Consider the following 23461-nt stretch of genomic DNA (forward strand, 5'->3'; position numbering starts at 1 on the left):
AAATTATTCTTCAGTTGATTCTTCAGATTCTTCTTTTACTTCTTCATGAACTTCTGTTGATTCAGTTTCTTCTGAATCAGCAAGTTCTTTTTCATCTTCAATAATTTCAGAATCTAATTCTGCATCAGCGAAGTTAAGTCCTAGCATTTCTCCAATAGTCATGTTGAAGTCATCTTGTTTTGGTTCTTCAATTTTCTTTTCTCTCTTTGGAGCTGGCTTTCTTTCTCTTCTTGGTTTTCTTTCTCTTGGTTTAGCTTCTTCAGATTCTTCTTTTTCTTCAGGTTCAATTAGAGCCTTGATAGAAAGAGAAATCTTTTGATTTTCTTCATCAATGTCAGTTACTTTAACTGTAACTTCTTCGCCAATAGAAAGTTTGTCTTGTGGTTTTTCAACATGTTCTCTTGAAATTTGAGATACATGAAGAAGTCCATCAACGCCTTGTTCAAGTCTTACGAAGGCACCAAAGTCAAGAAGGTTAACTACTTTACCCTTAACTACATCGCCAACTTTAACTTCACTTGTAAATACATCCCATGGTTTTTCCATAGTTTGTTTTAGTCCAAGTGCAATTCTATTTTTTTCTTTATCAACATTTAGAACTTGTACTTTAACTACATCTCCAGGTGCTACAACATCTGAAGGGTGCTTTACTCTGTTCCATGAAAGTTCAGAGATATGGATAAGTCCATCTACTCCTCCAACGTCTACAAAGGCACCAAAGTTAGTTAGTCTTTGTACAGTTCCTTCGATAATGTCTCCTTCTTTAAGCTTGTCATATACTTCGTCACGAACTTTGTCTAATTCTTCTTGAAGTACATTCTTTCTGGATACAACAATTCTCTTCTTTCTCTTATCAAAATCGATAATTTCAGTTTCGAATTCTTCTCCAATGAATTTGCTTAAATCTTTTTGGAATCTAACAGAAACATGAGATGCTGGGATAAATACATTTAATCCTCTGTAATCTGCAGTTAAACCACCCTTTACTTGGTTCTTTACAGTTACTGTGATATTTTCTTTGTTGTTATAAAGTTCTTCAACTTCATCCCAAATCTTCATATCAGCAACTCTTTTTGTTGAAAGAACAACATTGCCATCTCCATCATCCATCTTTAGAACATATACATCAATTTCTTGACCTTGTTCATAAAGATCTTGAGGATTAACATCTGGTCCTCCTGCTAGTTCATCTTTTGAAATGATACCATCTGATCTGTATCCAAGATTCACCATTACTTCTGAATCAGTTATATATAAAACCTCTCCAGTTACTACTTCGCCCTTTCTAATTCTTTTGAAAGAATTATCAATGGCTTCCATCATCTCACCTTTGTCAAAATTTTCCATCCTACAAACAGCCTCCTTGATTACCGATTCCGGTGTGGATGCTCCGGCGGTAATACCTATTTTATTAAATTTTTTAAATATATTTAAATCAATGTCTTTAATAGACTGAATTAAAAATACATTTTTACAATTTAATTTTGCAATCTCTGCAAGTTTTTTTGTATTAGAAGATTTTTTGCCGCCAAGTACAATCACAGCGTCAACTTTTTTTGATAAATCCCTAATACTCTCTTGTCTCTTGAAAGTTGCATTACATATAGTATTATAAACTAAAACTTCATCTTTTGAAATATCTTTTATAATATTTATTGCACTTTCAAAAAATTCTACATTATTTGTAGTTTGTGATACCACTACAATTTTTCCCTCTGGAATTTTTATATCTTCCAAGCTAGAAATAATAGTTGCAGAGTCATTGCAACGAGAATTGATCCCTATAACTTCAGGGTGATTATAATTCCCGACAATTACTATATTATAACCTTTTTTGTAGAAATTATCTACTATATTATAAACTTTTTCTACTTTGGGGCACACGCAATTTATTATCTCATTATTGTTTTCTATCAATTCATCTAAAATCTTTTTGTGGACTCCATGACTTCTTATAATTACCTTTGAATCATGGACATGGGTGTCGTCAATTTTTTTTACACCCCTATCTTCTAGGTCCTTTACCACAAATTCATTGTGGACTAAGTCGCCATAGGAGTAGACGCCCTCCTCAGCACTATCAAATGCCATCTTGACAGCTCTTTTTACTCCTCCACAAAAGCCCCTTACATCTGCTACAATAATTTCCATTTTATCTCATCACCATAAACCATTCTCATTATGTCCTGAGAAATATTTTCTAATTCTTCAGTAGAATATTTTATTTCCTTATTAATTTTTACTGGCTTTCTAAAATGAATCCTTGTTTTCCTAAAGGGCTTGTAGTCTCCATCTATATAAACTGGAAGGACTTCTGAATTAGTTTTTTGTGCAATTAGTGCCACGCCTGATTTTATTCTAGTATAGTCAATTTCACTAACCCTAGTTGCCTCTGGAAAAATCCCAAGGACATCTTCATTTTTCAAAATTTTTAGGGCAGTCTTTATTGCCTTTAAATCATTATTATTTCTGTCCACGGGAAAGGCTCCCATTTTATTCAAAAAACCGCCTAGAATTTTATATTGAAAGAGTTCTTTTTTTGCCATCCAATGAATTTGCCTTGGAAAAATTGCAGAAAGTGTCACTGGGTCAAGGTTGCTTTTGTGATTTCCACAAACTATTAGTCTTTTGTCTTCCCTAGGAATATTTTCTATTCCAAGAACTTCAACTCTATATATAATTTTTACAAAAAATCCAATAAAAACTTGTACAAATTTGTAAAACATAAATCACCTTTTAATGTATGAAATAATTTTTTCTATAGTTTCTTCAGCATTTAAGTCTGTGCTGTCAATTAAAATGGCATCATCAGTCTTAACTAGTGGCGAATTTTCTCTGTGAGAATCGTTGTAATCTCTAACCTTTAAATCGGCAAGGACATCCTCAAATTTTAGGCTATTGTCGCCAAGTTGCTTGTACCTTCTCATGGCGCGAGTCTCTACATCTGCTGTGAGGAAAAATTTGTATTCAGCATCCTTTAAAACCACTGAGCCAATGTCTCTTCCCTCCATGACAACATCTCTATTCTTGGCAATTTCTCTTTGCATCTTTACCAAGTAATCTCTAATAATTTTTTTCTTAGAAAATTCAGAAGTTTTATTAGAAATTTCATTTTCCCTAATTTCCTTAGACACATCTCTTCCGTCTAAAAAAATTTTTTCGCCATCAAAATTTATTTTTGTTTCTTTTAAAATTTTTTCATAGTCACTTTCATCTGCCCTTAAAAGTTTAAGAGTTATGGCACGGTACATGGCACCTGTATCTATATATAAAATCTCAAGTCTTTTTGCTATTTCCTTTGCTATGGAACTTTTGCCAGAGCCTGCTGGTCCATCTATTGCAATTTTCATTTTTACCTCCAAAAAAAATCACTACAATCCATAGTAGTGATTAACATAATTATATTTTATTTTCAAAAATAAGTAAAGGACTTACAAATTGATTCCGCAAGAATATCCTGTTGAATTTGCAATTTGAATGTTAAATCCACCAGTTAGTCCGTCAAGGTCTAGGACTTCGCCAATAAAATAAAGTCCACTTACTTTTTTTGACTCCATAGTCTTTGGGTCCAGGTCTTTTACATCGACGCCGCCACTTGTTACTATGGCTCTATCAATGTCATCTAATGAATCAAATTTTAAGGCAAAGTTTTTAATAGTTCTTACTAAACTTTCTCGCTCCTCTTTTGTAATTTGATTTACCTTTTTGTCTCCAGATATGCCTGCACTTTCAAGAATATAAATAATTAAATCCTTTGGCAAAAGTGCTCTCATTACATTTTCTAAATTTTTATTTTGATTTTCGTGAAAGTCCCTTAAAATTCTAGCATCAAGCTTTTCAGGCTCAAGGGCTGGTTTTAAGTCCAAGTACATTTCAAAATCTTTTAATCTATTTATTTTACTTGAAGTTGTTAGGACTATGGGACCGCTAATGCCCCTATGAGTAAAGAGCATTTCGCCAAATTCTCTGGAAATTATTTTTTTATCCTTTAGGATTTTTAACTCCACATTTTTTAAAGTTAGGCCTGCCAAAGAAAAATTGTTTTTTAAATTTATGCCAATGAGTCCTGGCACTTGGTCTATGACCTTGTGGCCAAAGCCTTTAGCAAACTTATAGCCATCGCCAGTTGAGCCAGTGAGCTTATAGGATATGCCGCCCGTTGCAATTACGACTTTGTCAAATTTTTCTCTGCCATTAATAATAAACTTGTCGTCAACTTTTTCTATGGAAGTCACTTCATAATTTAAATTTATTTTTACTCCCAGATCCTTTAATTTTTTTTCATAGGCTTTTATGACATCAGAGGACTTGTCGCTAGCAGGAAAAACTCTATTACCTCTTTCAACTTTAAGAGGAAGGCCCAGTTCTTCAAAGTAATAGTAAGTTGTAAAGGGTGAAAAAGAATAAATTGATGAATACATAAAGCTAGAATTATTTACCAGGTTTTTCAAAAATTCTCTCTCATCGCAATAATTTGTGAGATTGCATCTTCCCTTGCCCGTAATAAATAATTTTTTGCCCAATTTTTCATTTTTTTCGAAGATGGTAACCTGGTGATTTTCTGCAGCCTTTATGGCACACATCATCCCAGCAGGTCCTCCTCCAATTATTGCAATTTTCATCTCTCTACCTTCTTTTCAATTAAATAAACTATAGGTGGATTATTTTTTTGATTGTAAAACTCTCTCTTTTCAACTTTAAAAATCTTTTGGTTGAGATTTTTTAAAAATTCATCTACTCCAAGTCTTTCTTCAAGAGAATTTTCATGGCCTAAATAGGAAACCACAATTATTATTCCACCCTCAGAAATTTTTTCTGTGGCTTTTTTAAGTGATGAAATAGTTGAATCTTTTAGAGTTGTAATTTTTTTATCTGAGCCAGGAAGATATCCAAGATTATAAATTACTAGGTCAAATTTTTCTATTTTATCAATGTTTTCGTGGCTTTCCAAAAATAATTTATAATTTTTATAATCCCTTAAGAGTTTTTTTGTAGCGTCAATAGCTTCTTCTTGCAGGTCAAAGCCATAGAGGAAGCCCTCATCTCCAACTGCCTCTAAAAGTTTTAGGCTGTCCTTACCCTTTCCCACAGTGGCATCAACAGCAATTTTGCCTAAAAAATTATGAGATAGAATCTCGTCAACTATCTCAAAATATTTTTCCTTTACAATCATTTTAATCCCTTTAAATACTTTATTTCTTTTTCATTTAAGTATCTATAATTTCCAACTTCAAGGTCAAGGAGTTCAATCTCTCCCATGGAAATTCTCTTTAGTTTTTTTACACTGTGACCAATGTAGTCAAACATCCTCTTCACTTGATGATTTTGTCCCTCAAAAATTTCTATTTCTAAAATTGAATCTTGCTTAAAGTTTTTTAAAATTCTTACATTTGCTGGAGAAGTCTTTAAGTCTCTAATGTCAAGTCCTGCTCTTAAAAGAGAAAGCTCATGAGCATTAGGTGTCCCTTCCACAGTTACAATATATTTTTTTCCAATTTTATATCTTGGATGCATTAAAATATTTGCAAGCTCGCCATCATTTGTTAAAAGGACTAAGCCTGTAGTGTCAATGTCAAGTCTTCCCACAGGATAAACTCTGTAGTCGTCTGGCACAAGGTCAGTTACAGTTTGTCTGTCCTTTTCATCATTGGCGCTTGTGACAACTCCAATTGGCTTATTTAAAATCATATAAATTTTTTTATTTTCAAGAGTGAGTCTCTTTCCATTTAAGTAAACTCTATCCACATTAGGGTCAATTTTTGTGCCAAGCTCTGTGACGATTTTATCGTTGACCTTTACAAGACCTTCCTTAATGTATTCTTCGCACTTTCTTCTGGATGCAGCTCCGCAGTGAGCCATGTATTTTTGTAATCTCAATTAGATTCCTCCTCTAATTCCTTTAAATCAGGTAGGTCTTCCAAATTTTTCATGCCAAACTTTTGCAAAAATTTATCAGTGGTGCTGTATAAATTTGGATGACCGATTCTGTCAAGCTTGCCAGAAATTTCTATTAAATTAAAATCAAGAAGACCTTTTATTGTGCTGTCACAGTTGACTCCTCTTAACTCTTCTACTTCAACTTTTGTCACTGGTTGCTTGTAGGCGATAATGGAAAGAGTTTCAAGGGCAGGCTTTGAAAGATTTTTCTCATTTTTTTCTTTGATTAAATTTTTAAGATAGGGCTCATTTTCTTGCTTAGTGCCAAGTTGAAACTTGCCGTCTACTTCTCTTAGCCTAAGTCCTGAAGTTTCATTTTTATAATTTTCCTTCATTTCCATGAGAATTTCCCTTGCGTAGTCCTTTCTCAGCTTTAGAGTGCTGGCAAGGTCCTCAAGGCTTATGGGGTCGCCCCAAATAAAAAGTATTGATTCAATTATTGATTTGAGTTTGTTCTTGTCCATGGTATTCTCTTTCTTCAATTAAAATATCTGCAAAATTGTCGCTTTGATTTGCCGTGATATACTGATTCTTTATAAGCTCAAGCATTCCCAAAAAATAAGTTATAACATCAACCTTATAGACTATATCTACTAAAAGTTGGCTGAATTTTATTTTTTTATTTTTCTTTAAAGCTTGCTTAATCTTTCTCGATGCGTCCTCAACTTTAAAATATTCTCTTTCAATGCCAACAATTTCCTTGTCCTTGTAGTTTTTCAAAATATTGAAAAAGGCAAGGGAAAGTTTTTCCACATTGGAATCCTTTAAAAAATCCATTTCGCTCATGGAAAATATTTCTGTCCTTAGCTTGTAAAAGGATTTTGACTCGTATTCCTCTTGAATTTTTAAAATCTCTGACGCCTCTTTGTACTTTTTGTATTCCAAAAGACTTTCAACCAGGTCAAGTCTTGGGTCTTCTTCCACTTCTTCATCATCTAAGGCTTCTTTTTTTGGAAGAAGCATTTTTGATTTTATCTCCAAAAGAGTAGCTGCCATTAAAATAAAATCAGAAGTGAGAGTGAGGTTCAGCTTCTTCATATTTTCAATGTATTTTAAAAATTCTTCAGTGATTTTAAAAATTGGAATGTCGTAAATATCTATTTCATTTTCTTTTATTAAATCTAAAAGAAGATCCATTGGACCTTCATAAGTTTTTAAAACAATATTGTATTCCATAGCTTGATTCCCAAGTAAATAATTCCACTTAAAATATTTTCAATAATTGGCGCTATAAATTTGTCTACAAAACCAGAAAATATCATTATTACAAGGACAAAGTAAAAATATTTTTCGTACTTATAAAATTTATATTCCAACTTTTCTGGCAAAAGTGTTGCCAAAACCTTTGAGCCATCGAGGGGTGGAAGGGGCACAAGATTAAATACGCCAAGCATAATGTTGTACCAAAAAATTGATGTGAAAAGTGGTGTCAAAAAGGATGACTTGTAGTTTAAGTAAACTAAAATAATTCCTGAAATGAAACCAAGTACAAAATTAGTAAAAACTCCTGCAAGGGAAACTAAAAGTGATGCCACTTTTCTGTTGCCTTTAAACCTATAGGGGTTAATTGGCACAGCCTTTGCCCAGCCAAACCTAAAAATAATCATAGAAATTAAACCCACAGGGTCAATGTGATTAAGTGGGTTTAAGCTAAGTCTTCCGTCGTCCTTTGCAGTTGTGTCGCCACAGAGATAGGCAACATAGCCGTGGGCTATCTCATGTGGAATAATGGCAATCATAAGTGCAATAATATTTATTGCAATAGATGCTATATCTAATTTATTCATTTCAATCAATCTCTTCTATAATTAATTTATAATCTTCCCTCTTGTCAGAAAAAGCATAGGCAGCTTTAATTCTATCAATAGCGCCCTCTACTTCATTTTCCTTTTCAGTGTAAATTGTGGCAATTTTTTCGCCCTTTTCCACGAAGTCTGAAACTTTTTTGTGAAGGTAAATTCCTGCACTTAAATCAAGAACATCGCCCTTCTTGTGTCTACCAGCTCCAAGATCTCTTGATGCAATGCCAATTTCAATTGCTTCAATGGCTTTTACAAAGCCTGTTTCTTCTGATGTGATGTCTTTTATTATTGATGACTTTTTAAATTTATCTGTGTCATCAATGTAGGATGGATCTCCACCTTGAAGCTCAACCATTTCCTTAAACTTTTCTATTGCAGAGCCGTCAGAAATTTTCCCTTCAAGAACTTTTCTTGCCTCATCTTCCCTTTTTGCCAGACCTTCCATGATCATTAACTTAGAGCCAATTTTCAGTGCAATTTCCTTAAGATGACCAGATTTTTTGCCCTTTAAAATATTTATAGCTTCAATAACTTCTAGGCTGTTGCCTATGGCATCGCCGAGAGGCTCGTTCATGCTTGTTATTATTGCCTTAGTGTTTCTGCCAAATTTTTTGCCAAGATTTACCATGAGTTCTGATAGTTCAACAGCTGATGGCACATCCTTCATAAAGGCACCATTTCCTACTTTTACATCTAAAACAAGACCGTCTGTGCCTAGGGCAATTTTCTTTGAAAGAATTGATGATGCAATTAAACTTACATTGTCAACAGTTGCCGTTGCATCTCTTAGGGCATAAAGAAGTTTATCTGCAGGAACAATATTTTCTGTTTGACCAATTACTGCTATATTTGATTTTTTTAAAATTTCAACAAATTCTTTGCCGCCAATATTTATATTAAAACCGGGGATTGACTCAAGCTTGTCAAGAGTTCCACCAGTGTGTCCAAGTCCCCTGCCACTCATTTTGGCAAAGACAAGACCCACTGATGCAAGTAGTGGTCCAAGGACAAGGGTAACTGTGTCGCCAACGCCACCAGTTGAATGTTTGTCAACCTTAGAACCTGGCACTTCAGATAAATCAACGCGATCACCAGATTCTATCATTGCCTTGGTAAGGTAATAAGTTTCATCTAAATTTAACTTGTTAAAATAAACTGCCATCAAAAAAGCTGAAACTTGGTAGTCAGGTATTTCTCCCTTTACATAATTTTCAATAAAAAATTTTATTTCTTCTTCACTTAAGGCTTTATTTTCCTTTTTCTTTTGAATAATATCTAAAAAATTCATCAAATCTCCTCAATGATTTCATTTAAAAGTTCTTTAAATTTGCCGGCAACAAGATTTCCCACTTCTACAACTTCTGCGTGGTCAAGTGGCGTGTCGAGAATGCCAGTACTCATGTTAGTAATAGTTGAGATGCCTAGAATCTTAAGTCCTCTGTGTCTTGCAACAATTGCTTCAGGTACTGTGCTCATGCCAACAGCATCTGCTCCAAGTATCCTTGCCATTTTAACTTCTGCTGCTGTCTCATAAGATGGTCCTGTAAAGTACATGTAGACACCCTTTCTTATGCCAATGCCAAGTTTTTTTGCAGAATTTTCTGCAAGATCAACAAGTTCTTGAGTGTAAAGGTCAGTCATGTCAGGAAATCTTGGACCTAGATCCTCGTCATTAGGACCGATTAATGGATTTTTGCCCATTAAATTTATGTGGTCTGTAATTATCATAAGGTCTGCTGGATTAAAATCAGTGTTTACTCCACCTGCAGCGTTAGTTAAAATTAAAGTCTTAACTCCCAAATCTGCAAGAACTCTTATAGGATAGACAACATCAGACATGTCGTAGCCTTCGTAGAAGTGAATTCTCCCCTTCATTAGGCAGACATTTTTTGAATTTATTTTGCCAAAAATTAACTTGCCATCGTGCCCCTTAACTGTTGAAACAGGAAAGCCTGGAATGTCTTTGTAGGCTATTTCAACTTTATCTTCAATTGAATCTGCAAAGTCGCCAAGTCCTGAGCCAAGGACAATTCCAATTTCAGGTTCAAGCTTTGTTTTTTCTCTTATATATTTAATAGTCTTATCCATTTTCCCTCCTAAAATTATTGTAGAATAAAATTCCTGCCACAGATTTTGAGTCAGTTATTTCGCCAAAACTTATAAGTTTTAACGCTTCCTCGAATTTTACTTTTACCACACTTAGGTGCTCAAACTCGTCAAGATCTTGGTCTCCTTCTGTGAGTCCACCTGCGTAGAAAATAAATAATTTTTCATTAGTAAAGCCAGGAGAAGAATAAGTCTCTAAAAGATATTCAGATTTTTCTGCATCATAACCAGTTTCTTCCTTTAATTCACGAAGAGCTGCCTTTTGTGGTTCTTCTCCAAAGTCCACCATACCTGCAGGAATTTCATAAATTTCTTTGTCAATTGCCTTTCTGTATTGTTTTATAAGGATAATCTCGTCATCTTCTGTTATAGCAATTATGCCAACAGCAGGCTGTCTCTCCACTATTTCTCTTTTAGTGTACTTTTGACCTTCCATCTCAACTGTGTCAACTCTTAGTTGTAAGACTTTGCCGTCAAAAATCTTTGTGGATTTCATAGTTCTCTCTTCATTATTTGAATTTGCCATTTAATCACCAATCATTTCCTTTGCAGTTTCTATTGCAACTTCACTTACATTCATTCCGCCAATTAATCTCGCAACTTCTTCCACTCTCTCGTCATAATTTAGCTTGTCAATTGTAGAAATCGTGCTGTTATTAACCACATCTTTTTTTATAGCAAAATGTGTGTTTGCCAGTGCAACAATTTGTGGCAAGTGAGAAATTACAATGACTTGTCTGTCCCTTGCAAGTTCTTTTATCTTGTTGCCCACAATTTGTGCAGTCTTTCCACTAATACCCGTATCAATTTCATCAAAAACCAGAGTAGGGATGTTGTCTTTCTCAGCAATGATGCTTTTAAAACCAAGCATAATTCTACTCATTTCGCCGCCAGATGCAACTCTTGCCATAGGCATTAAGTCTTGACCTAAGTTCGGTGCAATTAAAAATTCAATTTTGTCAATTCCATCAAGAGAAAGGTTTTTTTCCCTTATATCGATTTTAAATTTTGCACCCTTAATATTCAACTTGTTAATCTCTTCTTCTACCTTTTTCTCTAAAACTCTTGCAGTTTTCTTTCTGTTTTCGCTAATTTCTCCTGCAAGCTTTAAAGCCTGGTCTTCTAAGTTTTTTATTTTATTTAAAAGTTTTTGCAAATTATCTTCAAAGTTTTGCAAAAATAAAAGTCTTTCCTTTATTTCATCATAAAATGAATTTATCTTTTTGACATTGTTTCCGTATTTTAATTTTAAATTATTTACAAGGTCAATTCTCTCCTTTAAATACTGGAGTTTTTCCTCGTCAACTTCGCTGGAATTTATAATTCTATCAATGTCCTTTGCAATGTCAGATAGCCTGTACCTAATGTCCTCAAGTTCTTCTTCTGTTCTTTTTAAGTCCTTGTTGTACTTTGTAACATCAACAATATTGCCTATTATCTTGTCTAAAATATCTTCGGCAGAGGCACTTTCGTAGCCGTCATTTATAAGTGACTTTGCCTGAGATAATTTTACTAGGGTATCAGTCATGTTGTTTAGGGCATTAAAATCATCGTAAAGATCTTCGTCATCGTAATCAGTTAAGCCTGCATCTTCAATTTCTTTTATTTGATAGCCCAATAAATCCATTTCCCTATCCTTATTTTTTTCGAGAAGTGTTTTTTCTTGGTATTCATCTTTTAAAGAATTTATATCTTGTACAAGTTCTCTTAGCTTCAAGAGTAAATCTTTTTGAGTCTTTCCAGAAAAATCATCGATTAATTTTAGCTGATTTTTGTTGTCCATAAGTGAAATTGACTCATGTTGTGCAAAAATATCAATGAGATGACTTGAAATTTTTGATAAAATTTGAGAAGTTATAGTTCTGTTGTTAATCCTAGTAATTGATGGACCCTTGTCCCTTATTTCCTTGGAAATTACAATTAAATCTCCTGAATCAATCCCATATTGAGACAAAAGTTCTTTCGTCTCCTCGTCATAGGAAGAAAAAACTGCTTCTATAAAAGCCCTGTCCTTGCCTTTTTTTATAATGTCCTTATTTACTCTTTGACCAAGGACAAGACCAAGTGAGTCTATGATAATTGACTTACCAGAGCCAGTTTCTCCAGTTAAAACATTTAAGCCACTTTCAAACTCAATTTTCATATTTTCAATTATTGCAAAATTCTCAATATTTAACTCTAAAAGCATATTTCACCTAATCATTTAAACTTTCATAAGCCCTATTTACAATTTCACTTGCATCAAAATTTTCACTAGACACTTCAGAATTTGACAAGTAAATTAAAAATTCAATGTTGCCACTTGTGCCCTTAATTGGAGAATTTGTGAGGGCAACAATATTTAAATCCAAGTCCCTTGCAAGGCCTATTATCTTTTCAATAACTTCAATATGTACTTTTTTATCCCTTACTATGCCGCCCTTGCCAACTTTGCCTTTTCCAGCTTCAAACTGTGGTTTGATTAAGGCTACAATTTTTCCCTTATCTCCACAAATTTCTTTTGCAACTGGAAGGACTAATTCAAGAGAAATAAAGGAAACATCAATGGAAATAAAATCAACTTCCTCTGTTATTAATTCTCTGTCAAAATATCTTATATTAGTTCTCTCAAGGGAGACTACCCTTTCGTCCATCCTAAGTCTGTAGTCAAGTTGGTTGTAACCAACATCAATGGCGTAAACTTTTTTGGCTCCATGTTTTAGCATACAGTGAGTAAATCCGCCAGTTGAAGCACCTATATCAACGCAGACAGCATCCTTTAAATCTATGTCGTAGTCGTCAATCATTTTTTCAAGCTTGTGACCACCTCTTGACACAAAGCTGTCCTCTAAGCCCTTAATGTAGACTTTGGCATCATCCTTTAATTGCATGCCTGGTTTTTCTACTCTTTCAGTGCCAATAAAAACCTTGCCTTCCATAATTAATCTCTTGGCTTTTTCTCTGGAATCAATTAAGCCCTTTTCAACTAATAAAACATCTGCACGTTTTTTAGCCATTATTTGCTCCTATTTATTAATTTTGCAACAAAACTTTTTAGTAAATTGTCTTTAAGCTCAAGGTCTTCAAGTGCTTCGTAGGAAGAATTAGTTAAATCCACAATTTCATTTTTTAAATCCTCTTTATCCTTGAAAAAGAGCATATTTATTTCGCCACTGTCAGGATCCTTGTCCTCATCAAGTAGGTCATCTTCATATTGATAAGCAAGACCAATATTTTCGCCAAACTTTGAAAGCTTAGTGATGTTATCTGCTTCAACTCCTGCTATTATGCCACCTACAACTACAGATGCCTTTATGAGAGCGCCTGTCTTTAGCTTGTACATATTTTCGCAGATGTCGACATTGTAGTCAGTCACCTTAAAATCTATGTCAATAGTTTGTCCGCCAATCATTCCATTTACACCAGTTGCATTATAAATGTATTTCATTGCCCTAATTGCAAGTTTGAGGTCATCTTTGTCTTCAAGATTTTCAATATGTCTAAGAAGAATTTCCATGGACATATTTAGAAGTCCGTCCCCTGCCAAAGTGGCAATTCCCTCTGTATAAACCTTGTGATTAGTTGGCTTATCTCTTCTAAAATCGTCATTATCCATGGCTGGAAGATCGTCGTGAATTAGAGAATAAGTATGTATCATCTCAATTGCAGCAGCAAAGGGAAGAATTTTATCAAAGGAATCCTCTTCACTTGAAAACTCGCTATAAGTCAAAAGAGTTAGCATAGGTCTAATTCTCTTTCCACCAGAAAAAAGTGAATATTTCATAGAATCAATTACCTTATGTTGTGGACTGTCGTCGTATTCAAGTAGTGAGCTCAAATAGTTGTTAAATTTTTCTAGTAAATTATCTGTATCTGTCATCTTTTTTGTCCTCAATAAATTCAGAATTTTCTTCTGCAATAGTTTTAATTTTGCCTTCATATGCTTTTAGAGTATTGTTAAGATACTTGTAAAGTTCAATGCCTTCTTCGTACTTTTTTATGGAATCTTCAAGACTAATGTCCTTAGACTCAAGTTCCTTTATAATTTTTTCAAGCTCTCTAAAAGAACTTTCGTAATCTCTTTGCATTTAATCCCTCATTTCCACTTCTTGAACCTTGGATTTAACATTGCCATCCTTGAATTTTAAAGAAATAATTTCTCCAAGCCTTGCATCTTTGGCAGATTTTAACTCTAATCCATCTTCTGTAAGTATTTCTATTTTATTAATCTTATCAAAGGCTGAATTTAATCTTACCTTTAAAAAATTTAGCCTTTCTCTTTCATTTTTTAACCTGTTATCTAAATCGTAGTCCAAAATAAACTTTTCATAGGATTTAAATTTGTCAAATTCATCTTTGATGCGTGAATTAAAATAATAAGATAAAAGTTTTTTGTTAAAGTTCAAATTTTCTCTATTTTTGCTGATCTTGGAAGATAATTTTACTGAAATATTTTTAAGCCTATAGGAATAATTTTCAATTTCCTTGGACTTATTTAACTTAAAATTCTGCAAGTAGAACTTTTTATTTTGCAGTTCAAAGGCATGTGCTTGCAAAATTTTTTTCATGGAATTATTTAATAAAGTTTCCTTATAAAGTAGGTCTCTCGTCATTGAATTTATCTTGTAGACCTGGTTTTTTAAAGAAATATTTTTGTATAGAGAAAGTAGCTTCAAGTGACTGGCACTTAGCCTTCTCTCCATTAAATTACTTAGCTCAACTTTCTTTTTAGAAAGATAGTCTTTAATTTCATCTTCACTTAGACTTGCAAGTTCAGCTGCATTTGTTGGCGTTGCCGCCCTTAAATCTGATACAAAATCTGATATGGTGTAGTCAATTTCATGACCAACGGCAGAAATAATAGGAATTTTTGACGCAAAAATTTCTCTGGCAAGGCTCTCGTCATTAAAGACAAATAAGTCTTCAAAACTTCCACCACCACGAGCAATAATTATTGTGTCAACTATCTCTTTTTCATTAAAATATTTTATGCCGCGAATTAAATTTTCACTTGCCGCATCGCCTTGAACTAAACTTGGAAAAACATAAATGTCACAGTTTTTATTTCTCTTTCTAAAAATATTTACCACATCTTTTATTGCAGCACCACTTGTAGATGTGATTAATCCAATTGAAGATGGATATTTTTTGATTTTTTTCTTGTGAGAAGGCTCAAAAAGACCTTCCTCAGAAAGTTTTTTCTTTAATTCCAAGTATTTTTGATAGAGATTCCCCCTGCCATCAAGCTCAATTTCACTGACATACAAAAAAATCCTGCCACTTCTCTCATAGTAAGTGACAGTGCCCTTAGCCATGACCTTGGCACCGTCAGATAATTTAATATTTACATCATCCTGACTTGCCATTGCATCAATTCTTGCAAACTTGTCCTTTAGAGAAAAATAAATATTGCCATTACTGTGCACATTTAAATTCGTGACCTCGCCAGTGATGTTAATATCCCTCAAGATGTAGTCCATTGAGATTAGCTTTTTGATGTAATTATTAAGTTCACTTACATTAAAAGCAGCCTTTGCCAAATTAAAAACTCCTATAAATAGTTCCCAAAATTCCGTTTATAAATTTAGGTGCATCGTCAGAACTATAGAGTCTTGCAATGTCAACAGCTTCGTTAATAGAAACTTCTGGTGGAATATCGTCTTTATACAAAAATTCATAGACAGCAATTCTTAAAATTTGCCTGTCCACCTTGGCAAGCCTAGCCATAGTCCAGCCTTTTAAGTTCTTTTCAATTGTCTCATCGACAGTTTCAAGCTTCTCCAAAATATCTGGCACAACCCTATTAATGTAATCAGCTTCATCACCTAAAAAGTGATTATTTTCCATAAATAAATTTAAATTGTCGAGAGAAAAATCATTGTTTATATCCATAGAAAAGAGTGCCTGCATGGCACCTATTCTTGCTTTCTTCCTACTCATTTTACAATCGTCTTTTCAGAATTTTTAACAGCTATGCCTGAGATGTGAACATTTACTTCCACAACATCAAAGTCTGTCATATTTTCAATAGCTTCCTTAACTTGTGCTTGCACCTTTTCAGAAACCTCAACGATTTTAATTCCGTACTCAATAGTAATATATACATCTACAATAGTTTCTCTTTCGCCAATATTTACTTTGACTCCCCTATTGAAGTTTTTTGTATTTAAAATGTCAGTAACTTGAGACTTGAAGTTTGAGCCAACTTTAACAACGCCATCAACACTTTCAGCTGCAACTGATGCAACTGTAGCGATAACATCTTCAGAAATCTTAACCTTACCATCTGCCTCATTACCATTAACAAGATATTTATTATCCACTATTACACCTCCAAATTAACTAAAATAATTATACCAAATACTTCTTATATTATCAATTTATTGCACTTTGCCGCACTTTTAAAAATAAAGTTTTTCTTGAAATTTTTGTCAAATCAAATTTTTTAGAAAATAAAAAGCCCGAGGGCTAATACTTAACATCTACTAAGTATAGTCCGCAGGCTGGTGCTGTCGGTCCTGAAGCCTTTCTCTTTTTCTTTTCCAAGGCTTCCTTCATATATTCAATTTCTCTCTGTCCTCGTCCTATTTCAAGGGCAGTTCCCGTAACTATTCGTATCATATTTTTTAAGAAGGCCTTTGCCACAAAGTCCAGATACAAAAAGTCTCCATCTTCTATTACATCAATTCGCTCTATTGTCCTTATGGAATCTTTTACTACAGCTCCCTTTCCCATAAAGGAGTTGAAGTCATGCTCGCCAATTAAGTATGAGAGAGCCTTTCTCATTCTATCTGGATCCACTTCATAGGGATATTCATAAGCTCTATTTAAAAGTAAAGCATTTCTATAGCGAGATCTGTGAATTACGTAGCGATATTTTTTTAACTTTGCATCGTATCTGGCGTGAAAATCATCTGGAACAAATTTTGCACCAACAACTGAAACATCTTCAGGCAAGTTAAAGTTTATAACTTTTGGAAGATTTCCAATGTCAATTGTGGTTTCCGAATAAAAATTTGCGTACTGACCAAGGGCGTGAACTCCCCTGTCAGTTCTGCCTGCGTAAAAAACTTTTACTTCTTCCTTTAAGGTTTTGGCAAGACCCTTATTTAGTTCGCCTTCCACAGTTCTCTCATTAGGTTGACTTTGAAAGCCGTGAAAGTTCGTGCCGTCATAAGTTATTTTTATCAGTATATTCATATTTTTGAAACCAAAATTATTGCTGCGAAAAATATTATATTTCCCACAAAAATAATTACATCTTTTTTCACAATTTTTGATGCATTCATTTTTGTCCTGCCATCTCCACCTCTGTAGCATCTTGCTTCCATGGCTGTGGCAAGTTCTTCTGCCCTTCTAAAAGAATTTATAAAGAGGGGAACAAGTAGGGGAACTAAATTTTTTGCACGTTTTATTATATTTCCCGATTCAAAATCTGCCCCTCTTGCCATTTGTGCTTTCATAATTTTGTCAGTTTCTTCGATTAGAGTTGGGATAAACCTAAGGGCAATTGTCATCATCATGGCGATTTCGTGACTTGGCACTCCAACTTTTCTAAATGGTCTAAGGAGTGACTCAATTCCATCTGTAAGTTCAATTGGCGAAGTTGTATAAGTAAGTAGTGATGTTCCAAGAACTAAAAGTATAAGTCTTATGCCCATAAATACTGCAAGGTCAATTCCTTCTTGAGAAATTTTTAAAATTCCAAATGTGTATTTTGCTTCTCCTGGTGAGAAAAATAAATTAATTATAAAGGTTACTAAGATTATCCATCTAAGTGGTTTAAGTCCGCGAAGGACTAAGCCCATAGGTAGTTTTGCCACATAAATAATAAGCAACAAATAAATTACCACTGGCAAATACATAAATACTGATGAGATGAAAAACAGAGATGCAATGAAAAGTATCATAGTAAGCATCTTTAGTTTTGGGTCGTATTTATGAACTAGGGTTTCTCCTGGAAAGTACTGTCCAATTGTTATATCTTTAAACATGAGAAACACCTCTCAAATATTTTATCAAGGACTCCTTGGCTTCTTCCACTGTAATGGAGTCTTCGTTTATGTCTAGTCCTTTCTTCTTTAAAGCTCTCATAAGGGATGTGATTTGTGGTATACCAAGTCCAACTGAAAGGAGTTTGTTCTCATTCCTAAAGATTTCTCTTGGGTTTGAGTCCAAAAATACTTTTCCCTTGTCCATTACAATAATTCTCTCCGCAATTTTTGCCACATCTTCCATGGAGTGAGAAACTAAAATTACAGTGATCTTCCTTTTTTCGTGAATACTTTTTATTTCACTAAGAATTTCGTCACGACCTCTTGGGTCAAGTCCTGCCGTTGGCTCATCTAAGATTAAAACCCTTGGCTCCATGGCAAGGACACCTGCTATGGCAACTCTTCTCTTTAGTCCACCAGAAAGTTCAAAGGGCGATTTGTCCTTATAAGTTTCGTAGTCAAGTCCTACTGAATCCATAGAAGATTTAACTCTTCTTGAGACTTCTTCTTCAGATAAATCTAAATTTCCTGGTCCAAAGGCTATGTCTCTCTCTATAGTCTCTTCGAAAAGTTGGTACTCTGGATATTGAAAAACAAGACCAATTTTTTTCCTAAGCTCAGTTAAGTTTGAGCTGGACTTGTCTACCTTCATTCCATCAAGAATTATTTCTCCACTGCTTGGCTTTAAAAGTCCATTTAAGTGTTGAATAAAAGTTGATTTGCCAGAGCCTGTGTGACCAATGAGACCAATAAATTCATTTTCTTCGATTTTTAAATTTATATCATCAATTGCCTTCTTCTCAAAGGGAAGGCCTTCACTATAAATATGTGTTAAATTTTTTATCTCTATAAGTGACATATTTCCTTCACCATTTCTTCGATATTTAAAACTTCTGTAGAAATCTCAATACCATATTTTTTAAGTTCATGTGCCAGCTCTGTAACTTGTGGCACATCAAGTCCCAATTTTTTTATTTCATCAACATGAGAAAATACTTCTCTTGGTTTTCCACTTAGGACAATATTTCCATCTTCCATTACTACTACTCTGTCGCTAATTGCAGCCTCTTCCATGTAGTGAGTGATTAGGATAATAGTTTTATTTTCTTCTTTATTTAACTTCACGAGAGTGTCAATAACTTCGCGCCTTCCACTAGGGTCAAGCATGGCAGTTGGCTCGTCTAAAATTATATATTTTGGACTCATGGCAAGGATTCCTGCTATGGCAACTCTTTGCTTTTGTCCGCCAGATAAAAGATGGGGAGCATTCTTTTTGTAATCAGACATGCCAACATCTTCTAGGGCCTTGTCTACTCTCTTTCTTATTTCAGCTGGCTCAATGCCAAGATTTTCAGGACCAAAGGCAACTTCATCTTCAACAATTGTGGCAACTAATTGGTTGTCCGGATTTTGAAAAACCATGCCAGCATTGCGCCTTATGTCCCAAATTTCCTCTTCATTTTTTGTGTTCATGCCGTCAACGAGGACGTCTCCTTCGCCAGGAATTAAGAGTCCATTAATTAATTTTGCAAGAGTTGACTTGCCTGAACCATTGTGTCCAAGTAGGGCGACAAACTCGCCTTCCTTTATTTCTAAATTTATATTTTTTAAAATTTGTATTGCATTTTCGTCTTCATAATCATATTTAAAAGACAGATTTTTTATGCTAATCATTTTATCACCTTTATGTTAACCTATTATAAATCATAACTTAACAAAAATCTATATTATTTAACTGAGACGTAGAGACTATCCCCTAAGTAAAATCTGAGAGAAAGATGAGCGTCTTCCCCAGCATAATCAATTCCAATTCTCTTAGCCTCAACAATATTTTTTACATCTTCGCCCTCTTCTATGTAAAGATAATCTGGCGAAAGAATTTTTCCATTTAAGCTTCTATCTATACCCAGTGCCAGGGAAAGTTTGCCTGGTCCATTAGTAAGATTTTTCCTTTGATAGCTTGAAAGAGCCCTATAAACTTTTCCAAATCTATTAATAGCTATGGCGTCAAGGTTTTCTAGGGGTTCCACTGCACGAATAAGGACAGCCTCTGGCTCATCTTCATCTCTTGTCACAATATTTAAGAGATTGTACATTCCGTAAATCAAGTAGACATAAATTGTGCCACCATGTCTATATAAAATTTCATTTCTCTTTGTAATATTTCCGCCGTAGGAGTGACATGCCTTGTCTTTGAGACCAAGATAGGCTTCAGTCTCAACTATTTTTGCACAGAAAAAATTACCAGAAATATTTCTGATAATTTCCTTTCCTAATAAATTTTTTGCAACTTCAACAGTATCTCTCTCGAAAAAATCAGTTCCTAGAATTTTTCCACTCATCATATTTTTCCAATTCCCTGTTCAATTTCTTAATGATGTAAGTTAAAACACTTAAATCGTCGAAAAAGCCAAAAAATAAAATAAAATCTGGAACAATGTCAGCTGGATTTAATAGATACAAAAATCCTGCCAAAATTAAGATAATATCTTTTTTCTTTACATCTCTATAATTTCCCTTTGAATAGTCCATGACAAGTCCAAGGGCAAGTTTAAGTTCACGAGAAATTTTTTTTAACAATTCAAGTTTATTAGTCTGTGACATGGATTCCTCAATAACTTTGTTTAACCTATCTTTATTTTTAAAAACTTGATTGGCGTAAGGTAATATCTTTCTTAAAGTTCTATAATAATTCAACTTTTTTCCCCCTAAGTTTGAATTTCACTTTTCCTTTACCCAAAAAATAAATTAAACATTCATCCAAGAGGAATCCTTTGGATTGTCCCTAAATAATTTTAACTTTTCAATTTCACTTTCCTTGATATAGTCCATTTCGTGAGCAACATCAATTAGTTCATCAAAATTTGTAAGTGACTCGTGTTTGTAGCCAGAAGCCTTAAAGTTTTCAGCAGCTGATTTCATATTGTAAGTAAAAATACTTACTATGCCAAGAACTTCATATCCCTCATCTGAAAGGGCCTTTGCAGCTTCAATAGATGAGCCACCAGTTGAAAATAAGTCTTCAATTACAACAACCTTGGCGCCAGGAATTTTTGCACCTTCAATTTTATTTTGCTTGCCATGGTCCTTGTTTGAAGATCTCACAAAGCCCATAGGTAAATTCATTTTATCAGCAATCATAGCAGCGTGAGGAATGCCTGCAGTTGCTGTACCCATAATATATTCTACATTAAAAAACTTTTCTTTAATTAAATTTACAAGACCCTCTTCTACAACTTTTCTGTCCTCTGGATAAGAAAGTGTAAGTCTGTTGTCACAGTAAATAGGAGACTTTATGCCAGATGCCCAAGTGTAAGGTTCTTCCGGTGAAAGTGTTACAGCCTTTAGTTTTAATAAAATTTTCGCAATTTCTCGCATTATTCTCCTCCTAAAAAGTCTCTTTTAATTTCCTTATATTCCTTTAGTGGGTCTTCAGCCTTTGTGATAGGTCTTCCAACAACTATATAGTCAGACCCTAATTCTCTTGCCTCACTTGGAGTTACAACTCTCTTTTGATCGTCAGTACCCTTAACTTTTCTAATGCCAGGAGTAACTGTGATAAAGTCATCTCCTAAGTTTTCTTTAATCTTTGGCACTTCAAGGGCAGAGCAAACTATGCCAGATAAGTTTGCTTCCTTGGCAAGATTTGCATAATCAAGAACAACGTCCTTTAGAGTTTTTTCTCTATCAATTTTAAGCTCATGGTGCATAACTTCTTCATCAGTAGAAGTAAGCATAGTTACGCCAAGAGTAATCATCTCAGGCTTTTCCTTATTTACAATTTCACTAGCTTCACTTAACATTTTTTTGCCGCCAGCTATGTGGTAGTTTATCATGTCAACATCAAGTGAAATTAGAGAATTTGTAGCACCCTTACAAGTATTTGGAATGTCGTGAATTTTTAAATCCAAAAATATTTTGTGTCCAAGCTTTTTTATCTCATTAATAATACTTGGACCTTCCTTATAAAAAAGCTCCATTCCAACTTTTACATAAACTTTTTCGTCCTTAAAATTTTTTAAAAAATCAAGAGCTACTTCGCCACTTGGAAAATCAAGGGCAATAATTACATCCTTTGCCATGTCAACCTCAGCTTTCTGCAGTCGCCTTTTCTTGCAAATAGGCGTTAATAAAAGTATCTAAATCTCCGTCCATTACTCTTTCCACATCTCCAACATCTACATTAGTTCTGTGGTCCTTGACCATTGTATAAGGTTGGAATACATAGGACCTAATTTGTGAACCCCATGCAATTTGCGAATAATTACCTTGAAGATCTTCGATTTTTTCCTTCTTTTCTTCTTCAGCAAGGGCAATAAGTTTTGCCTTTAACATGTTCATTGCCTTTTCTCTGTTTTGAATTTGACTTCTTTCATTTTGACATTGAACAACAATGCCAGTAGGAATATGGGTGATTCTAACAGCAGAGTCAGTAGTGTTTACGTGTTGTCCACCAGCACCAGAAGATCTGTAAGTGTCAATCTTTAACTCCTCTTCCTTTATTTCAACTTCATTATCGTCATCAAGCTCTGGGAAGACATCAACAGATGAAAAAGAAGTGTGTCTTCTCTTGTTGGAATCAAAAGGAGAAATTCTTACAAGTCTGTGGACTCCCTTTTCACCCTTTAAATAACCATAGGCATTGTCGCCAGAAATTTTAAGAGTAACAGACTTAATGCCAGCCTCATCTTCCTTTAAGAGGTCAAGAGTTTCAACTTTGAAGCCCTTATTTTCAGCATATCTAGTGTACATTCTAAGAAGCATACTAGCCCAATCTTGCGCTTCTGTACCACCAGCACCTGCGTGAATAGAAAGAATAGCATTATGTGAATCGTACTCACCATTTAAAAGAGTGTTTAGCTTAAAGTCAGCAGTTTTCTTTTCGATTTCATCAACTACAGCTTGAAAATCAGAATAAGAAGAATAATCCTCCTCTATTTCCATTAGAGTAATGAGGTCCTCTGCATCGGTAATTAACTCATTTAACTCGTCGTACTGATCTATCTTCCTTTGATATGAATTTGTTTCATTTATAACTTTTTGGGCAGCATCATTGTCGTCCCAAAAACCTGGTTCCATTTGTTTTTTATTAAGTTCAACAACTTTTTCCTTAAGAGAATCAATCTCAAGAGACTCTCCCAAAGCCTTAGTAGTAGATTTGGAATTTTCCAGGCGCTCCTTATCTAAATAGACATTTTGCTCCATAAAAAACCTCCTTTATTTTGCTTATTTTAGTATATCACAGATGTCTTAATCTCACTAATATTTTTGTCTTTTAAGGGAATTTTATTTAAAAAATTTTTCACTTATATAAATTTTAAGTCTTAAATTTTTAAAAAATTGCATAAAAAAACTACCTAACAAAAGTTAAGTAGTTTTTTGGTGCAGAAAGAGGGACTTGAACCCTCACGCGATTTCTCGCACATGCCCCTCAAACATGCCTGTCTGCCTATTCCAGCATTCCTGCATAAAACAAAAAAGCTTGTAATATAAAATTACAAGTTTTTGTGGCGTATCCTAGAGGATTCGAACCCCCGGCCTTCTGGTCCGTAGCCAGACGCTCTATCCAGCTGAGCTAAGGATACATAAAAAAATGGAGCGGATGACGAGATTCGAACTCGCGACCCTCGCCTTGGCAAGGCG

At 34.3% G+C, this 23461-nt stretch carries 28 protein-coding genes and 2 tRNA genes; all 30 read right to left on the reverse strand.

What is annotated here, in order from left to right:
* Nucleotides 1-3: 3 nt before the first annotated feature.
* The 30 genes from Q0U74_RS02550 to Q0U74_RS02695 all read right to left on the reverse strand — a co-directional run bounded on the left by Q0U74_RS02550 (nucleotide 4) and on the right by Q0U74_RS02695 (nucleotide 23403).
* Nucleotides 4-2151: a bifunctional 4-hydroxy-3-methylbut-2-enyl diphosphate reductase/30S ribosomal protein S1 gene (locus Q0U74_RS02550; RefSeq protein ID WP_297392541.1), complete on the reverse strand. Its 2148-nt coding sequence runs from the start codon at nucleotides 2149-2151 to the stop codon at nucleotides 4-6.
* Nucleotides 2136-2726: a 1-acyl-sn-glycerol-3-phosphate acyltransferase gene (locus Q0U74_RS02555; protein WP_297392542.1), complete on the reverse strand. Its 591-nt coding sequence runs from the start codon at nucleotides 2724-2726 to the stop codon at nucleotides 2136-2138. The genes Q0U74_RS02550 and Q0U74_RS02555 overlap by 16 nt, the downstream gene beginning before the upstream one ends.
* 3 nt (nucleotides 2727-2729) lie before the next feature.
* The gene (gene cmk, locus Q0U74_RS02560; protein ID WP_297392543.1) at nucleotides 2730-3350 is read right to left on the reverse strand and encodes a (d)CMP kinase; all 621 of its coding nucleotides are present in this window, start codon (nucleotides 3348-3350) and stop codon (nucleotides 2730-2732) included.
* 81 nt (nucleotides 3351-3431) lie between these two features.
* Nucleotides 3432-4622: an NAD(P)/FAD-dependent oxidoreductase gene (locus Q0U74_RS02565; RefSeq protein ID WP_297392544.1), complete on the reverse strand. Its 1191-nt coding sequence runs from the start codon at nucleotides 4620-4622 to the stop codon at nucleotides 3432-3434.
* Complete coding sequence (locus Q0U74_RS02570; protein ID WP_297392545.1) at nucleotides 4619-5173, reverse strand: class I SAM-dependent methyltransferase; 555 nt, start codon at nucleotides 5171-5173, stop codon at nucleotides 4619-4621. Before Q0U74_RS02570 ends, Q0U74_RS02565 begins: the two co-directional genes overlap by 4 nt.
* Nucleotides 5170-5877, reverse strand: a complete 708-nt coding sequence (locus tag Q0U74_RS02575; protein WP_288166393.1) for a pseudouridine synthase — start codon at nucleotides 5875-5877, stop codon at nucleotides 5170-5172. Before Q0U74_RS02575 ends, Q0U74_RS02570 begins: the two co-directional genes overlap by 4 nt.
* Entirely contained in the window at nucleotides 5874-6401 is a 528-nt protein-coding gene (scpB, locus tag Q0U74_RS02580) for an SMC-Scp complex subunit ScpB (RefSeq protein ID WP_297392546.1), read from the reverse strand. The genes Q0U74_RS02575 and scpB overlap by 4 nt, the downstream gene beginning before the upstream one ends.
* Entirely contained in the window at nucleotides 6370-7113 is a 744-nt protein-coding gene (locus tag Q0U74_RS02585; RefSeq protein WP_297392547.1) for a ScpA family protein, read from the reverse strand. The genes scpB and Q0U74_RS02585 overlap by 32 nt, the downstream gene beginning before the upstream one ends.
* Nucleotides 7092-7724: a site-2 protease family protein gene (locus Q0U74_RS02590; protein WP_297392548.1), complete on the reverse strand. Its 633-nt coding sequence runs from the start codon at nucleotides 7722-7724 to the stop codon at nucleotides 7092-7094. The genes Q0U74_RS02585 and Q0U74_RS02590 overlap by 22 nt, the downstream gene beginning before the upstream one ends.
* A 1-nt stretch (nucleotide 7725) precedes the next feature.
* The gene (locus tag Q0U74_RS02595; RefSeq protein ID WP_297392549.1) at nucleotides 7726-9027 is read right to left on the reverse strand and encodes a thymidine phosphorylase; all 1302 of its coding nucleotides are present in this window, start codon (nucleotides 9025-9027) and stop codon (nucleotides 7726-7728) included.
* A complete protein-coding gene (locus Q0U74_RS02600; RefSeq protein ID WP_297392550.1) occupies nucleotides 9027-9827 on the reverse strand; it encodes a purine-nucleoside phosphorylase in 801 nt (266 codons plus the stop codon). The genes Q0U74_RS02595 and Q0U74_RS02600 overlap by 1 nt, the downstream gene beginning before the upstream one ends.
* On the reverse strand, nucleotides 9820-10371 hold the full coding sequence (locus Q0U74_RS02605) for an NUDIX hydrolase (RefSeq protein ID WP_297392551.1): 552 nt from the start codon (nucleotides 10369-10371) through the stop codon (nucleotides 9820-9822). Before Q0U74_RS02605 ends, Q0U74_RS02600 begins: the two co-directional genes overlap by 8 nt.
* Nucleotides 10372-12033 (reverse strand): DNA repair protein RecN, encoded by a 1662-nt coding sequence (gene recN / locus Q0U74_RS02610; protein ID WP_297392552.1) that lies wholly within the window; start codon nucleotides 12031-12033, stop codon nucleotides 10372-10374. It lies immediately after the preceding gene.
* Nucleotides 12034-12040: 7 nt separating this feature from the next.
* On the reverse strand, nucleotides 12041-12841 hold the full coding sequence (locus Q0U74_RS02615; RefSeq protein WP_297392553.1) for a TlyA family RNA methyltransferase: 801 nt from the start codon (nucleotides 12839-12841) through the stop codon (nucleotides 12041-12043).
* The gene (locus Q0U74_RS02620) at nucleotides 12841-13704 is read right to left on the reverse strand and encodes a polyprenyl synthetase family protein (protein WP_297392554.1); all 864 of its coding nucleotides are present in this window, start codon (nucleotides 13702-13704) and stop codon (nucleotides 12841-12843) included. Before Q0U74_RS02620 ends, Q0U74_RS02615 begins: the two co-directional genes overlap by 1 nt.
* Entirely contained in the window at nucleotides 13688-13912 is a 225-nt protein-coding gene (xseB, locus tag Q0U74_RS02625) for an exodeoxyribonuclease VII small subunit (protein ID WP_019124819.1), read from the reverse strand. The genes Q0U74_RS02620 and xseB overlap by 17 nt, the downstream gene beginning before the upstream one ends.
* Complete coding sequence (gene xseA, locus Q0U74_RS02630) at nucleotides 13913-15364, reverse strand: exodeoxyribonuclease VII large subunit (protein WP_297392555.1); 1452 nt, start codon at nucleotides 15362-15364, stop codon at nucleotides 13913-13915. It lies immediately after the preceding gene.
* Nucleotide 15365: 1 nt separating this feature from the next.
* Complete coding sequence (gene nusB, locus Q0U74_RS02635; RefSeq protein WP_288166385.1) at nucleotides 15366-15764, reverse strand: transcription antitermination factor NusB; 399 nt, start codon at nucleotides 15762-15764, stop codon at nucleotides 15366-15368.
* The gene (locus tag Q0U74_RS02640) at nucleotides 15761-16147 is read right to left on the reverse strand and encodes an Asp23/Gls24 family envelope stress response protein (RefSeq protein ID WP_297392556.1); all 387 of its coding nucleotides are present in this window, start codon (nucleotides 16145-16147) and stop codon (nucleotides 15761-15763) included. The genes nusB and Q0U74_RS02640 overlap by 4 nt, the downstream gene beginning before the upstream one ends.
* Nucleotides 16148-16292: 145 nt before the next feature.
* Nucleotides 16293-17024 carry a tRNA pseudouridine(38-40) synthase TruA gene (gene truA / locus Q0U74_RS02645; RefSeq protein ID WP_297392557.1) on the reverse strand — a complete coding sequence of 244 codons (732 nt, stop codon included), beginning with the start codon at nucleotides 17022-17024 and terminating at the stop codon, nucleotides 16293-16295.
* On the reverse strand, nucleotides 17021-17818 hold the full coding sequence (locus tag Q0U74_RS02650) for an energy-coupling factor transporter transmembrane protein EcfT (RefSeq protein ID WP_297392558.1): 798 nt from the start codon (nucleotides 17816-17818) through the stop codon (nucleotides 17021-17023). The genes truA and Q0U74_RS02650 overlap by 4 nt, the downstream gene beginning before the upstream one ends.
* A complete protein-coding gene (locus Q0U74_RS02655) occupies nucleotides 17811-18677 on the reverse strand; it encodes an energy-coupling factor transporter ATPase (protein ID WP_297392559.1) in 867 nt (288 codons plus the stop codon). Before Q0U74_RS02655 ends, Q0U74_RS02650 begins: the two co-directional genes overlap by 8 nt.
* Nucleotides 18665-19492, reverse strand: coding sequence for an energy-coupling factor transporter ATPase (locus Q0U74_RS02660; RefSeq protein WP_297392560.1), 828 nt, complete (start codon nucleotides 19490-19492; stop codon nucleotides 18665-18667). Before Q0U74_RS02660 ends, Q0U74_RS02655 begins: the two co-directional genes overlap by 13 nt.
* Nucleotides 19493-19545: 53 nt before the next feature.
* Nucleotides 19546-20160, reverse strand: a complete 615-nt coding sequence (locus Q0U74_RS02665) for a DNA-3-methyladenine glycosylase (protein ID WP_297392561.1) — start codon at nucleotides 20158-20160, stop codon at nucleotides 19546-19548.
* A complete protein-coding gene (locus Q0U74_RS02670; RefSeq protein ID WP_297392562.1) occupies nucleotides 20135-20515 on the reverse strand; it encodes a YkvA family protein in 381 nt (126 codons plus the stop codon). The genes Q0U74_RS02665 and Q0U74_RS02670 overlap by 26 nt, the downstream gene beginning before the upstream one ends.
* Nucleotides 20516-20566: 51 nt before the next feature.
* Nucleotides 20567-21196 (reverse strand): orotate phosphoribosyltransferase, encoded by a 630-nt coding sequence (gene pyrE, locus Q0U74_RS02675; RefSeq protein WP_297392563.1) that lies wholly within the window; start codon nucleotides 21194-21196, stop codon nucleotides 20567-20569.
* Nucleotides 21196-21900, reverse strand: coding sequence for an orotidine-5'-phosphate decarboxylase (gene pyrF, locus Q0U74_RS02680; protein ID WP_297392564.1), 705 nt, complete (start codon nucleotides 21898-21900; stop codon nucleotides 21196-21198). The genes pyrE and pyrF overlap by 1 nt, the downstream gene beginning before the upstream one ends.
* A 7-nt stretch (nucleotides 21901-21907) precedes the next feature.
* Nucleotides 21908-23023, reverse strand: coding sequence for a peptide chain release factor 2 (prfB, locus tag Q0U74_RS02685; protein ID WP_297392565.1), 1116 nt, complete (start codon nucleotides 23021-23023; stop codon nucleotides 21908-21910).
* A gap of 175 nt (nucleotides 23024-23198) precedes the next feature.
* A tRNA-Leu gene (locus tag Q0U74_RS02690) sits at nucleotides 23199-23285 on the reverse strand.
* Between the two features lie 41 nt (nucleotides 23286-23326).
* A tRNA-Arg gene (locus tag Q0U74_RS02695) sits at nucleotides 23327-23403 on the reverse strand.
* Between the last annotated feature and the right edge of the window lie 58 nt (nucleotides 23404-23461).

The sequence above is a fragment of the uncultured Peptoniphilus sp. genome, from assembly GCF_946998875.1.
Lineage (GTDB): Bacteria > Bacillota > Clostridia > Tissierellales > Peptoniphilaceae > Peptoniphilus_A.